Source organism: Clostridium sp. CTA-6, assembly GCF_054768115.1.
The window spans coordinates 204499-218233 of record NZ_BAAAAU010000006.1 but is presented as its reverse complement, the minus strand read 5'-3'; the positions used below and the strand labels follow the sequence as shown (position 1 = coordinate 218233).

13 protein-coding genes and 1 pseudogene are annotated in these 13735 nt (G+C 26.2%); 12 read left to right on the top strand and 2 right to left on the bottom strand.

The window, feature by feature from the left end; all coding sequences use genetic code 11:
- The first annotated feature begins 121 nt into the window (after positions 1–121).
- The 8 genes and pseudogenes from ACYUDJ_RS11400 (at position 122) to ACYUDJ_RS11365 (ending at position 8260) form a co-directional block, all read left to right on the top strand.
- A complete protein-coding gene (locus tag ACYUDJ_RS11400) occupies positions 122–652 on the top strand; it encodes a sigma-70 family RNA polymerase sigma factor (RefSeq protein WP_003484942.1) in 531 nt (176 codons plus the stop codon).
- A gap of 101 nt (positions 653–753) precedes the next feature.
- A complete protein-coding gene (locus tag ACYUDJ_RS11395; protein WP_003484956.1) occupies positions 754–888 on the top strand; it encodes a YvrJ family protein in 135 nt (44 codons plus the stop codon).
- 129 nt (positions 889–1017) lie between these two features.
- Positions 1018–1119 (top strand): annotated as a pseudogene (locus tag ACYUDJ_RS11390) (DUF1659 domain-containing protein); the annotation flags it as partial.
- Positions 1120–2945: 1826 nt separating this feature from the next.
- Positions 2946–3215 (top strand): hypothetical protein, encoded by a 270-nt coding sequence (locus ACYUDJ_RS11385; protein WP_042384728.1) that lies wholly within the window; start codon positions 2946–2948, stop codon positions 3213–3215.
- Positions 3216–3491: 276 nt separating this feature from the next.
- A complete protein-coding gene (locus tag ACYUDJ_RS11380) occupies positions 3492–4118 on the top strand; it encodes a collagen-like protein (RefSeq protein ID WP_460289640.1) in 627 nt (208 codons plus the stop codon).
- 1750 nt (positions 4119–5868) lie between these two features.
- Positions 5869–7164 (top strand): hypothetical protein, encoded by a 1296-nt coding sequence (locus tag ACYUDJ_RS11375; protein ID WP_003484959.1) that lies wholly within the window; start codon positions 5869–5871, stop codon positions 7162–7164.
- A gap of 228 nt (positions 7165–7392) precedes the next feature.
- Positions 7393–7752: a DUF1653 domain-containing protein gene (locus tag ACYUDJ_RS11370; protein ID WP_003484961.1), complete on the top strand. Its 360-nt coding sequence runs from the start codon at positions 7393–7395 to the stop codon at positions 7750–7752.
- 187 nt (positions 7753–7939) lie between these two features.
- Positions 7940–8260: a hypothetical protein gene (locus ACYUDJ_RS11365; protein WP_003484962.1), complete on the top strand. Its 321-nt coding sequence runs from the start codon at positions 7940–7942 to the stop codon at positions 8258–8260.
- Between the two features lie 316 nt (positions 8261–8576).
- Here the strand turns inward: ACYUDJ_RS11365 and ACYUDJ_RS11360 are convergent, their stop codons facing one another.
- Both ACYUDJ_RS11360 and ACYUDJ_RS11355 read right to left on the bottom strand, forming a co-directional pair.
- Positions 8577–9281: a permease prefix domain 1-containing protein gene (locus ACYUDJ_RS11360; protein ID WP_187116479.1), complete on the bottom strand. Its 705-nt coding sequence runs from the start codon at positions 9279–9281 to the stop codon at positions 8577–8579.
- 73 nt (positions 9282–9354) lie between these two features.
- The gene (locus ACYUDJ_RS11355) at positions 9355–9687 is read right to left on the bottom strand and encodes a PadR family transcriptional regulator (protein WP_042384730.1); all 333 of its coding nucleotides are present in this window, start codon (positions 9685–9687) and stop codon (positions 9355–9357) included.
- 257 nt (positions 9688–9944) lie between these two features.
- On the opposite strand from ACYUDJ_RS11355, the gene ACYUDJ_RS11350 reads away from it, so the two are divergent.
- The 4 genes from ACYUDJ_RS11350 (at position 9945) to ACYUDJ_RS11335 (ending at position 13731) form a co-directional block, all read left to right on the top strand.
- A complete protein-coding gene (locus ACYUDJ_RS11350) occupies positions 9945–10172 on the top strand; it encodes a hypothetical protein (RefSeq protein WP_003484971.1) in 228 nt (75 codons plus the stop codon).
- A gap of 3 nt (positions 10173–10175) precedes the next feature.
- Complete coding sequence (locus ACYUDJ_RS11345; protein ID WP_003484973.1) at positions 10176–11000, top strand: CPBP family intramembrane glutamic endopeptidase; 825 nt, start codon at positions 10176–10178, stop codon at positions 10998–11000.
- Between the two features lie 378 nt (positions 11001–11378).
- The gene (locus ACYUDJ_RS11340; protein WP_003484975.1) at positions 11379–12389 is read left to right on the top strand and encodes a DNA polymerase beta superfamily protein; all 1011 of its coding nucleotides are present in this window, start codon (positions 11379–11381) and stop codon (positions 12387–12389) included.
- Positions 12379–13731, top strand: a complete 1353-nt coding sequence (locus ACYUDJ_RS11335; protein WP_003484977.1) for a CCA tRNA nucleotidyltransferase — start codon at positions 12379–12381, stop codon at positions 13729–13731. Before ACYUDJ_RS11340 ends, ACYUDJ_RS11335 begins: the two co-directional genes overlap by 11 nt.
- The last annotated feature ends 4 nt before the right edge of the window (positions 13732–13735 follow it).

Here is a 13735-nt window from a genome sequence, read left to right as displayed (position 1 = left end):
AGACAATTAATTAAAAAGCTAAACTTTTAAAAAGTTTAGCTTTTTTAGTTATAAAACAATGAAAACATAACACATTAGATGTATAATATTGGTAATAGAGCTTTAAGGTGGTGATATGTTAATGCATCAACTTATTAAAAAATATAGAGAAGGTGACAATAGAGCATTACAAAAAATAATAGATAATTTTATTCCTCTTATTTTAAAGGAAGCTTCAAAGTATAAAATAAAATGTTATGATTATGAGGATTTAGTTCAACATGGCTATTTATCTGTTATAAAAGCTGCAAATATGTACAAGGGAGAAGATAAAAATTTTAAATTCTATTGTATTAAAGCTATAAAACAAAACTACAAAGCGCTTCTAAAAGGTGAAATAAAGCATCATCGAGAAATACCAGCGGATAAAGATATATATCCTTATGAATTTACTTTAGAAGATGAGATCTTGGCCTATGAAAAAACAAAGGAAGTGTACAAGTCCTTAGATGCTTTAACCAAGGATGAAAGGAACATAATAGAAGGTTTTTATTTTAGAGATAAAACTATAGAAAGTATTGCTAAAGAGAACCATAAAAGCTATAACAATATAAGGTATGAAAAGGATAAGATAATAAAAAAACTGCAAAGTACTTTAAAAAAGCATAGTTAGTATTAGAGTAGAGGAAATGTAACTCAGATTTATACTTCTCTGAGTAAGTGATTCACACCAAATCGTAGATTTGGGTTCTCTACTTAAAAGGTGGTGGGAATATGTATGACAGCCTAGTAGAGCTTATAAGTAATGTAGGATTCCCAGTAGCAGTTAGTGTTTATCTTTTAGTTAGAGTTGAAAAAAAACTTGATTATTTAATTAAAGCTTTTAATGACTATACTAAAGGACAATAATATGTTATGGAACACCAAAAGAGAAAGGTCTTAATTTTAGGACCTTTCTTTTTATTTTTGCATTTTGTATCTCTAAGTCATATATATAGGTGAAGACAAAATCAAACAAAAATAAGGAGGTATAAAGCTATGGCAGTAAGTAAGAATATGTTAGAAAAAAATCTGGCTTTAGAATATCAAGATGGTTTAGATAAGAAGGGAAAGGCTATCATGAGAAAGGCTACTTATAAATAGGAATGGAAGAAAAACGATAGTTATATCTAACTGCATTCATGAAAATATAAATGAAGATAATCAAGGATTATTTCAAGAATTTTATGAAATGTGGGATAAGTATTATGAAGGAAATATAATTAACCTATATATGGATGAATGGTATAAAGAAAATTGTAATTAGTAAGTAATTTATGTTGGATATAAATGCTCGGAGATTAATAAAAAACATTTAGTTGATATAGCTTATACTCTGAATGTACCAATTTATTTTATGGGACTTGATGATTATAGCCTAGATTATGAATTAATTCCTAAAGCTATATTATAATTGTTCTATTGAAAACTGGTATAGGTTAGATTTTATTATGGAATAATTTAATAAGCAGTTGATAATTAATGTGATTGAAATAAAAATATAGTAATGATGCCTAAAATAGTTTTGAAGGAAGCTTTATCTAATCTACACAATGCTTAATTTTAGGTATTCCTATAGGGAGCATTAAGTAGCTTATCTAAAGACTCTAATCCGCTAGGGCGTAATACTTTAAAACAGGCAGGAAGTATTAGTATTTAAAGTTTATAGTAGTAAGGAGAAGGATTTTATTATACTGTGAATAATATTAATACTAGCCTACTTTAAAGTATGGTGAGGAAATAGGTAGCCTTGTACTAGCTTATATCTGCTACTTTTAAGTATTCCTTTGTAGCTGCAGAAATAAGCAATTCCAAGGATAAATTAGAATTAAAAAAGAAATGCTATCTTAAGTATTGCTTAGGGTGGCATTACTTTTTTAAAATTTCCAAATAGGAATTGTTGTACAGGCTTCCATCTGCCATAGGGTATTCCTTTTGAGGAACGGCAAAAGAAAGCTAGTTCAACAAAAATAAAAAAATATAAATCTTTATAAAAGTTGTGTTAGTGTGGTAAAAGTAATTCAATGTTTTATATATAGTATAAATTAGTTTATAAGGATATTTAATTTTAAAAGCAAGTAGTGTAAACATAAAGTTATGTAAAATTCTTGTATTAGAGTTATTGCTATTAAAGTTATTATATATATTTAGTTAGTTGATATAGATATACTAACCTTTTTTAAAGAATATTATTTGGGCACTTTAACCTGCACCCTAAAAAGTACAGGTTCCTATCTAGCAGCTCTAAGGTTTAAAAAGTCTCTCCCTTATTTCCGAGCCTTTTTAAATCTAAGAGCTTCACGATTTTAACTAGTCCTTTATTAGGGTACCCGCAGTAGTGAATTTAAGTATTACTTTGGGGTCTTATCGTGGCATTCCTATAGGGTCTTTCGCTTGTCTACTTCGCTAAACAAAGGGAGATTTAGCGTAAGTAAAACAAGCCATTAAGGCTAGTCTGACTTCGCCAAATCTATTGTTTAGCAAAATAAACAAGCGTCTGGGGTACTACTTTCAGGTCTTATTAGGGTATTCCTCTATGGTTACCTACGCACCAAAAAAGATTAAATTTCATAGTGTAGTCTACGCATCGTCGCCTTGAACTAGCCAAGCAGGTACAATTTGTACTAGCTATTCATTCTTCACAGCTGGCTACAAATTATACATGCTAGGCTACTCCACTTTGTACATGTCATTCCTCCGGTAGGGCATGTACAAAGTCGGCGACTTGAATTTATGTGATGTATAAATAAAGGTTATATTTTAAATAAATGTTTGTTTTTGTAAGAAAAACTCTATATAATGAAAAATATATAAGAAAGAGAGTTAGAAATTATATTTTAGAGGGTATATAATGGTAAATTATTAAATACTATTTTGAATGAGCAATTATGGATGTTATTTAAAAATCAATAACGGAGGTGCATTATATGTTAAAAGAATGTATTAAATGTAACAATAATATTTCTTTTAAGGATTTTTATATAGGAGGATTTTTTAATAACTATTATAAATACACATGTCCCAAATGTGGTTGTGAATATAAGGCATCAAAACAATCAATATTAATATACTTCTTTATTGCTTTGTCACCTATAATAGTGTTAACTAGGCTAAATGAAAGATGGATTATATTTCTCTGGTTAATCATATCAATTTTCGTATTACAGCCATTAATTTTAAAGTTTGAAAAGATATAAATTAGTTATTATGTTATTAAACCTTTTATTATTTGTAATTTTAATTTTTAGTGGATGTAGCTTTTGCGTTATTTTTATTTTCCATAACTAAAGTAATTTAATTATTTTTATTATTTATTCTAGGTTGATAATATAATTTTATACATTTTGTGTTTAAATTATATAATAATATTAATTCTTATATCAAAAAAAAAAGTTTATCATATTATATAGCATATAACAAAAGATTAAATTTTGTTAGGAAAAATATAATTATATAAACAGAAGGTGATTTTATTGAATAATAAATGTAAGATGATATGTATTCCCACATGTGGTAGATGCACTTGCCCTCGTGGTGTAACTGGTCCTACTGGGCCACAAGGCATTACTGGTCCTACTGGGCCACAAGGCGTTACTGGTCCTACTGGGCCACAAGGCRTTACTGGTCCTACTGGGCCACAAGGTATTACTGGTCCTACTGGACCTCTTGTTACAGCCAATAATGCTCGTATAACAAATGCTGCCATTCAGACTGTAGATACAGGTGATCCAGTTTCTCTTTCAACAAATAATGTTATTAATGGAACAGCAATTTCTCATACACCAGGAACACCTTTTATTATTTTAGAACCTGATCAGACTTATTATGCTTCTTATGAAGCCGCATCAAATTTAGGTAATGCTGGTGAAGGAAGTGCAATTCTACAATTTAATTTAAATGGCTCTTTAGTAGGAGGAACACAAAGTGAATTTAGTAATTTACAAAGCTTAAATTTACCTGCATCCTCTAGGTTTTCATTAAGTTCAGCAGCTGTTTTTAATACACCTGGAGGAGCTCCTAGTGTTTTAACATTATCAAATGCTTCAGGGCATCCAATAACTGTTGAAGGAGCTAATGTTAATATAATAAAACTTGAATAAAATAAAAAATTATACTTTTAGTTTAAATATTTACAGTATTATTAAAGAGAGCCCTATTAATTTAGGGTTCCCTTTTAATTACAATAAAAAACAATATTATTATAAAATTATAATAACCTTCAATAAATTATAAACATAGAATATTCATATTCCACATACTACATTAGGTTTCTAACTTTAGTTAGGCAATTTTAAAAGCTAAATTGCTTTTTAAATACTTATTATGAAGTTTCTATGCTCCACCTGTGTAAATAATATTTAATTATAGTTTCTACATTTAATGAAGTGTCGGTAAACAGCAAGTATACTGGGTTTTTCAATCCATCATTGGTAACTTCATAGCAAATTAGTACTTTAGCATAAAAGAATTTAGCAACATTACCTTCATAGGTATATACTTTATAGTCGTTACTGTCAACGGTAACGAGGTCTAGGGTGTTAGGACTAATGAATCTTCGAAATTCTGATAACTGTAAGGAAATTCTTAATGGATATATTTTCTTGATAGATTCAATTGTTCCTATTAGGTGGTAGCCCTTTGCTAAAGAAGCTTCTATTATATTTAAAATAAATTTAAAGCTAGAATTAATAATAGTATAGTTATATTATTACTATAGATTGGTCATGTATTTATAAAAAGTGGCGGAAGATTGGAATACTTCCACCACTTTCACACCAAATGATAAAATAAAGTGTGATACATAAAAATATAGTAAGTTATATAAATGTTGATTTTATAACAATTAGGATATAGAATACATAATAATATATATTGAAATATTAGTGTGATTTAATACAGAAATAAACTTTTATTGAAATTAAGGGGGTTTCTTATAAAGATGCTATAAAATATTTTGTAATAAGGAAAAAGATAAATAGTTAGGATGAGTTCTTTACTATTTTATTAATGCAAATAAAATCTTTAAACAATTGATATATAAGGGAAAAAGAAAATAGCGGAAGTATTAAATTTTCCGCTATTTTTACATTAATGCAGAAGTTATTATAAAATTTCAGAAGTTATAAAAAAATACAATAAGATTTTTATAATCTCACATGTTAATATTTTTAAAGGAAGCCAAAGTATATTTTGATATAAAAAAATATACTTTGGTAATATGGTTAAACACACACCACATGTGGAAACTATAAATCTTGATTTATTTTTTATAACATATTTTCAATATTATAAATTATTTTAATAATAATAACAATATAGTAAAGCTAAATAGACTAGGATTTGTATATATAACATTAGAAAAACAAAAAGTATCAGTCCTTTGAAAAAAATTTCTTAGGGCTTTTTTTGATACAAAAAATTAAGGCTTTAGATGTATATACGGGAAAATTGGATTATCCAAGCAGGTACAATTTGTATTAGCTATTCGTTTGTCACAACCGCTACAAATTATACCTGCCAGACTGGTTTACTTTATACATGCCATTCCTAGAGTAGAGCATGTATAAAGTCGGCGACTTAAATTTATGTAGTATAAGTAAAATATATTTAAAAGTCTATTTTAGAATGTTCATAATAAATTATAAGACGAACTAAAAGAAAAATATGTTTATTTTAAACTGAATAGTACGGCATTTGAAAATGTGATAAAATATGGTTAAAACAGTTAATTTAATCTCATTTGTATGACATATAGATAAAGTGGAATTCGTAGTTTACGGCTTTTATGTAACATTAAAAAAATGGATATATGGGAGTTTAGATAAACTTAAAAAGGTAAGGGGGGTATAAATGAGTAATACTGATTTTCAATCATATAAGACTAGTAATCCTTGGCGTAAACCCATGAGCAATATTACATGGGGATTTGTATTTACTATAATGACTTTTAACTTTTTAGGTTTGCAGTATATTTTGCCAACAATTGGAGTGGGACTTATATATATTGGTTTTTATGATTTACGTAAGGAAAATAAAGAACTTAATAATGCATGGATTTTTTCTATAATAAATATGTTAGTTCATGTATTATGTTTAATATGTGCAAATACGCCATTAAACGTTAATTTTAAGAATAATGCTATTATGATATTTATTTTAACTGCTTTTCAAGTAAGCTTTTTTCTTATATTTCGAAAAGGGTTAAAGAAGGTTTTTGAAAAGGCTAGTGTAACACCCAGGAATGATCCTCTTTTAGGTGTAATTATTTGGAGGATTGTTATTGTAATTTTTGTCATAACAAAGTTGAGTATTTATTGGTTTATATATATTCCTGTAATTTTCTTTTATTTTTATAATTTCCATTCACTTTATAAATTAGTGGATGATTTAGGTGGTATTAAATTTAAAAATTCAGATGAGACTGTAAGGACTAAGAGTAAGAAGCATGTTTTAGAATATATAATAGGATGTGCTTTTATATTTATCATTTGTAATTTAGGATCTAATCATATTAGATTGGGTTCCACAGAATTTATTCCTACAAAGGCTTCAGAAACCCGAGATATGCTCATGAATATGGGATTTCGAGAAACTATTCTTAAAGATATATGGGATGATGAAGTTGATAAGTTAAAGGATGCTATACATATAGACGTTTCTAGTAAACTTTTGATGTTTGATTCTAAGGAAGAAACTATTAAAGATGAGTTTGGTGTCAATAATACTATTCAAAAACCAGGAAAAAGTAATTTGAAATCAACAATTATTTATGTTGAACTAAAGGATAATCGAATGTATGCAATTGAATATTTTCAGTGGCTAGGTGGAGGTGCATATTGGCATGATGGGTTTACAATTAGTGGCTCGGAAAGGTTAGAGCTTATAAATGGAAGGCTATTATATAAAAAGAATGGGACGAGCTATTCATCAACTATACCAAGATTAAAGAATGAGATGATTTCAGAAAGTGATTGCTTTGGCAGTGAAAGGGAGTCTGAAAAAATTGCTGGTGCTGTAAATTATCCCTTTGGTTCTGAGAGGCAAAGAGGATATGTTTTCTACCAACTATTAATTAAAGGCAATGGACTATTTGCTAAAGCATTGATTGATAAGGGCTATAAAGTAATTGATTCAGAAAATGTTTGATAAATTTCAATTTGTTAATGAACTTAAAAAGTAAACCTAAAATAATATATGTCATTTCTCTCCTAGGGCAAGCATAAAGCCGCGACTTGAATTTATGCAATGTATAAATAAAGGTTATATTTTCAATAAATATTTGTTTTTACTGAATAAATTATAAAATGTATAAGAAAATGGTTTAAAAATTTTGCTTTAAAATTTAGACAATATGAAATTAAGGAGGAAACATAAATGGAAAATGCTTTAGTTTATCCTGCAATATATAAGCATTTTAAAAACAAATACTATGCAACAATGGGGATAAGTAATCCTATAAATAATAAAGAAGAAATGCAAACTTCAAATTTAGATGAAGGGCATCTTGTTGCTTATCATACTGAATTAGAGAAAAAAGTTGTATTATTGAAGCTTAAAAATAAAGAGATAGTGCATGACGCTAAGTATAGCAAAGAAATATTGGTATTATATAAAACTTTATATGATGATACTGGAATATATGTAAGACCAATTGATATGTTTTTAAGTGAAGTGGATAAGAAAAAATATCCAGATACAAAACAAGTCTTTAGATTTGAATTACAAAAAGTTTAATGTAACCATACAAAAAAGTGTAATAACATTTAGAAAATGTTTTTTATTAAGGTTATCTATAGCAACGATATGGGTTGAATTTAATATCAAGTTAGATAATAAAATGCATAATAGAAAGAATATAATAAAATTTTTATTGTAGAAGTTAAATAAGGGTAAATATTATTAAGATTGTTGAGGTAATACCATGATAAAAATTAATAGATCAACTAGCTATGCAGATAAAATACGAGCTTATAAAATAATATTAGACAATGAATGCTTAGGAGAGATTAAGCGTAAAGAAACAAGAGAATTTGAAGTTACAGAAGGTAAGCATACAATTTATTTAAAGATTGATTGGTGCAAAAGTAATAAAATAGAATTTTATGCTTCCAGTGATGAAGTTATAGAGTTTGATTGTGGAAGTTCTATAAGTGGATGGAGAACATTACTTAGCTTTATTTATATAACTTTTTTAAAAAATAAGTATCTATGGATAAAAATGAAGAATAAAGTTATTTTATAAAGTGTAAAGAGTAATGACAGAGGATGAATTAAAAGTACAAGTAAGAATTTGATTTGTTTTTATGGTGAACTATTAGAGAAAGAATTATTAATTGGTTCTGGTACATTTATAGGAACTATATTATTAGCTATAATAATATGATTATATGGATATTTTAGTGGAATTAAGAAATCAATAAGGGATATGAAACAAAAACTGTATAATATTGAAGAGTTGCTTGAAAACAAAAATAATTAGGATAGCAAAAGCATTTCATGATTTATTATTTTATCATGAAATGCTTTTTTTGATGTTGAATTTATATATTATTAATATGCTAGTTATTATTATGAAGATCTTGTTTTTTTACAATTAGATTAAATCCATCTATTTTTGTTATGATTATAGGGTCACCTTTTTTTATTGGCTCATCTTGAGAATATACTTTCTGTGGAGCATTGTTGAATATAGCCTTACCCTTATAATTAAAATCTTCATAAGCTATTCCTTGTTGCCAAAGAAATTTTTGTTCTTTTTTTATTCTTTTAGATTCAATAATAGAGCGTTCAATAGCTATTATTAGTGCAAAAATTAATAGAAGTATTATAGTTTGTAAAAGAGAATGAGACATCATTACAATTGCTAATGAACAAATAAATACAGCGTTGGCATTTGAACCTCCACGTTGACTTTTACCATAAAAGAATGGAAGGTCTGAATATTTTTCAACTCCTATCCATATTAGCCCATATGCTGATAAAAAAATACCTAGTATTCTTAAAATATCAATTGGTGCTATAGATGAAAAATATGATCCACCTAATTCTGATAGCATTTTTAATACCTGTAAAGTTAGGGTTATCATAATTAGTGCAATAATTTGAATCCAATCAATTGTTGGAGGATGTACAGAATCTAACATTTTACCTGTAGCTTTTGGATCGCCCATGTCTTTAATAGCAGCTTTTTCAGCATCATCATTAGAATAGCCCATTTTAATATAAACTTCTTTTTGGTCCATAATGTGATTTTTTATTTCCATACAAATCTCCTTCCTGATTTTTCTATTAGAAATGTTTTTACTTAAAATACGTAAGTATTCATCTTCTCTCATATTAATCCACCTCTAGTTCTAGCACAGATGTCATAGTTTTAACATATTTTTGCCATATAGAAGTTTTATCTTGCAATAATTTTTTACCTTGTAATGTTAAGGAATAATATTTACGAATTTTTCCACTAACTTCTTTTTCGTAACAATTTAAATAGTTTTGTTTTACTAAATTGTGTAGTAAAGGATACAATGTACCTGCTTTAAATTGAAATACATTGTTTGAATTAACTTGTAGAGTTTCAATCATTTCATAACCATACATATCTTTATTTTGAAGTAATTTTAAGATAAGCATAGTCATATCTCCTGAATATAAGCTGTTGTCAGTTGGCATTTTATTCACCTCTTTCATATATTAGAAATTTATTTAACTTTTATAGGTATAATTATATATAGATAATCTATATATGATTTGTTAATATTAGGATATATCGATTATCTATATATGTCAATAGGTTAATGAAAATTTTATTAATTTCTCTAGGATATATACATTTTTTAGTTGTATTTATATGTTATATTATGTAATAATATGTTATAATTAGTTGTAACAATCAAAATTTAACATACACAGTTGAATAGGGTGAGTTTATGTTTAATAAAAAATATCTCAAGACAATAATTTTTGCAACAATATTATCAATAGAAGTGATTGGATTAACTGGATGCAACTCCTCAAAAAAAGAAATAAAAATTACTGTTACAATTGGAGAATATCCTTTAATTGTCTCCAGTCTTTCATTGTATTATAAAGGTTACTACTCTAATTTATTTAATACTATGTTATTTATATTAAAATTTTATTATGTAGGTGGGTGATTTATGGAAAGTAAATTAAGTAATAAAGGTTTTCAATTATCTGTGATAGGTGCTTTGGTAATAATAATATGTGATTTTATATTAGAACTTCTTGTGGTTATTCCTTTTGAAATCCTATCAGAAATTATACATGTTAATTCTTATAATAAATCTTTAGAATTAATTGTAGGTATATTAAAAGAGGTAGTTCCTAATATTTTAGCTATAATAATTATTTTAAAGGTAATAAAAGAGTATTATAAACCTAATTTTAAAATAAAATATACTGAAAAATTTAATTTTAAGCTATTATTATGTACAATTTTTTTAATGTTAGGATTCTTTTTTTTGTTTCATAGTTCAATAGGTATCATGATAAGAAAAATTCCAGTATCTGAATCTTGGGAAAAAGTTTTTGAGGATATTTCAAAAAATCCTTATCTTATGTTTATTTCATTTATAATAATAGCACCTATTTTTGAAGAAATACTGATGAGAGGTATTATTTTAGAAGGCTTTTTAAATAGGTATAAGCCAGCAACTGCTATAATTATTTCATCTATTATGTTTGGAGCAATGCACTTAAATATTTTTCAATTTGTTAATGCTACAATTGGAGGATTATTTTTGGGAGTTATATATTATAAAACAAGATCTTTAGTATTATGTATAGTTGCTCATATGATAAACAATTTAATACCTATCTTAGGTATTCAGCGTAATATTATAAGTTTTTTCATAGGTGCAATAATTTTTATAATAGCAGCAATATTTTTTCAAAAATATATTAAAGAGTTAAAATATATTGATATAAATTCTCAGGAAAATAGTGTGTCGTCAAAGATATAAATAATAAGTTAAAACATAAGAAGCATAAAAATACTTTAAACATATAAATAAGAACTAAATAAATAATCTAAGAAAAATATTAAGTGATTATATACATAATGGGAAAATACGTACAAGCAATGGATAAAGAAAGACTTATGCTCATATTTCAAACTTAAAATTATAAGAATTAGTTAAAGTAAATAAAAAATCATATCTAAAAAATAGATAAATAAAATGAATGAAACTTTAAAAAAAGTATTGCTTAGATAGCATTACTTTTTTTATTTAATAGATTATGGTGTGGATTCAGGTATAAATTTCTGGTATGATTTAGAAAATAGAGATAAAGTTCAGTTAAAAAATGATTAAATAATTAATTAAGAGGTAAAGAGTATTATGAATACGCAGGATATAAAACAAAAGTTAAATAGCAGGGAATATAGTTTTTTAATAAACAACGAACATTTAGGAGATAATATAATTTTGTTAACAACAGGAGGAAGTTATGCCTATGGTACTAATGTTGAAAATAGTGATTTAGATATAAGAGGCATAGCTACAGAAAGAATAGAAGAATTAATAGGATTATCCTCATTTGAACAGTTTGAAAATAAAGAAACAGATACTACAATATATGCATTAAATAAAGTTATAAAGTTAATGCTTAATTGTAATCCCAATATAATAGAATTGTTTGGAACAAAAGATGAACATTTATTTATTTGCAACCAATATGGTAAATTATTAAGAGATAATGTAAACTTATTCTTATCTAAAAAAGTAATACATAGCTTTGGAGGATATGCTATGGCTCAATTAAGGAGACTTCAAAATGCTTTAGCTAGAGATTCTTATCCTCAACCTGAAAAGGAGCAACACATATTAAATAGTATAAAGAATCAAATCGTGTCTTTTGAAGATAGATATAAAAAAATTACAAATGAAAATATTAATTTCTATATAGATAAATCTAAAAAAGAAGATTTACATAGTGAAATATTTATGAATGTTAATCTAAAAAATTATCCTTTAAGAGACTTCAAAAATATATATTCAGAAATGAGCAATATAGTTAAAGATTATGAGAAGCTAAATCATAGAAATAGCAAAAAAGACGAGTTACATTTAAATAAACATGCATTACACTTGATTAGATTATTAAAAATGGGAACAGAATTACTAGAAGGTAAAGGAATAAATACATATAGAGAAAAAGATAGAAGTTTATTATTAGATATAAGAAATGGTAAGTATAGTTATGAAGAAATATTTGAAATGGTAGATGAATATGAAAAAGATTTTAAATATGCATCTGATAATACAGATTTACCTAACATACCTAATTATAAAAAAGTAGAAGAGCTAGTTATAGAAATTAATAAAGGTGTGATAAATAATGCTAAATAAAAATATAAAAATTGAAATACCTAAAGGTGTAGAGTATATTATAAATACTTTACAAGAAAATAATTATGAAGCATATATAGTAGGTGGTGCAGTTAGAGACAGCTTACTTGAAAGAAAGGTTAATGATTGGGATATAACTACTAGTGCCGATCCACAAGAAGTAGTGAACATATTTGAAAATTTAGGATATAAAATTATACCTACAGGATTGAAACACGGAACCGTAACAATATTAATTAATTCTATAGGTTATGAAGTAACTACATTTAGAATTGATGGAGAATATGAAGATAACAGACGTCCCAAAGAAGTTAAGTTCACATCAAATTTAAAAGAAGATTTAAAGCGTAGAGATTTAACTATTAATGCAATGGCTTACAATGACAAAAAGGGATTGATAGATTATTTTCATGGATTAGAAGATTTAAATAATAAAATAATTAGATGCGTAGGAAATTCAAAAGATAGGTTTAATGAAGATTCATTAAGAATGTTAAGATGCATAAGATTTGCGTCACAATTAAATTTTCATATGGAGGAATCTACAAAATTTAATATAAGAGAATTAAGTAAAAATATAAATAATGTATCTATGGAAAGAATTAGAGATGAATTATGCAAAATATTAGTAAGTAGCCAACCGGTTTATGGCATAAGAAATATAGTTGAATTAAATTTAGTAGATTATATTATTCCTGAACTAAAAGATTGTGTAGGTTTTGAGCAACATAATATACATCATGATAAAGATGTATATGGTCATATATTATCTGTAGTAGAAAATGTACCTAATAAATTAGAATTAAGATTAGCAGCGTTATTACATGATATAGGAAAACCTAAGTGTTTTAGTATAGGAGACAATGGACAAGGGCATTTTTATGGTCATCAAAAGATAAGTGCGGATATGACTAAACATATACTAAAAAGATTAAAATTTGATAATAAGACAATAGATAAGGTAGATAAATTAGTTTATAATCATATGACTAGATACAATAAATTAAGAACTCCTAGCATAAAAAAGTTTATTAATAAAGTAGGAATTGATAATTTAGATGATTTATTTGAGCTGCAAATAGCTGATATAAAAGGAAGTGCTAAAGAATATCATAGTTTCAATAATATATTAAATTTAAAAATAAAGTGTGAAAAAATACTTAGTGAAAAACAGCCTTTAACAATTAAGGATTTAGATATTGATGGACATGATTTAATAAAGTTAGGAATAAAACAAGGAGAAGAAATAGGTATTGTGTTAAATAAATTATTAGACATAATTTTAGAGAATCCTAATTTAAATAATAAAGAAGACCTAATTAAAATAGTTGAAAGTATTTAAAAGA

Bases quoted from the DNA above. Each gene is read 5' to 3' on its own strand.
- ACYUDJ_RS11400 (WP_003484942.1), top strand. From the start codon at position 122: ATGCATCAACTTATTAAAAAATATAGAGAAGGTGACAATAGAGCATTA.
- ACYUDJ_RS11395 (WP_003484956.1), top strand. From the start codon at position 754: ATGTATGACAGCCTAGTAGAGCTTATAAGTAATGTAGGATTCCCAGTA.
- ACYUDJ_RS11385 (WP_042384728.1), top strand. From the start codon at position 2,946: ATGTTAAAAGAATGTATTAAATGTAACAATAATATTTCTTTTAAGGAT.
- ACYUDJ_RS11375 (WP_003484959.1), top strand. From the start codon at position 5,869: ATGAGTAATACTGATTTTCAATCATATAAGACTAGTAATCCTTGGCGT.
- ACYUDJ_RS11370 (WP_003484961.1), top strand. From the start codon at position 7,393: ATGGAAAATGCTTTAGTTTATCCTGCAATATATAAGCATTTTAAAAAC.
- ACYUDJ_RS11365 (WP_003484962.1), top strand. From the start codon at position 7,940: ATGATAAAAATTAATAGATCAACTAGCTATGCAGATAAAATACGAGCT.
- ACYUDJ_RS11360 (WP_187116479.1), bottom strand. From the start codon at position 9,281: ATGGAAATAAAAAATCACATTATGGACCAAAAAGAAGTTTATATTAAA.
- ACYUDJ_RS11355 (WP_042384730.1), bottom strand. From the start codon at position 9,687: ATGCCAACTGACAACAGCTTATATTCAGGAGATATGACTATGCTTATC.
- ACYUDJ_RS11350 (WP_003484971.1), top strand. From the start codon at position 9,945: ATGTTTAATAAAAAATATCTCAAGACAATAATTTTTGCAACAATATTA.
- ACYUDJ_RS11345 (WP_003484973.1), top strand. From the start codon at position 10,176: ATGGAAAGTAAATTAAGTAATAAAGGTTTTCAATTATCTGTGATAGGT.
- ACYUDJ_RS11340 (WP_003484975.1), top strand. From the start codon at position 11,379: ATGAATACGCAGGATATAAAACAAAAGTTAAATAGCAGGGAATATAGT.
- ACYUDJ_RS11335 (WP_003484977.1), top strand. From the start codon at position 12,379: ATGCTAAATAAAAATATAAAAATTGAAATACCTAAAGGTGTAGAGTAT.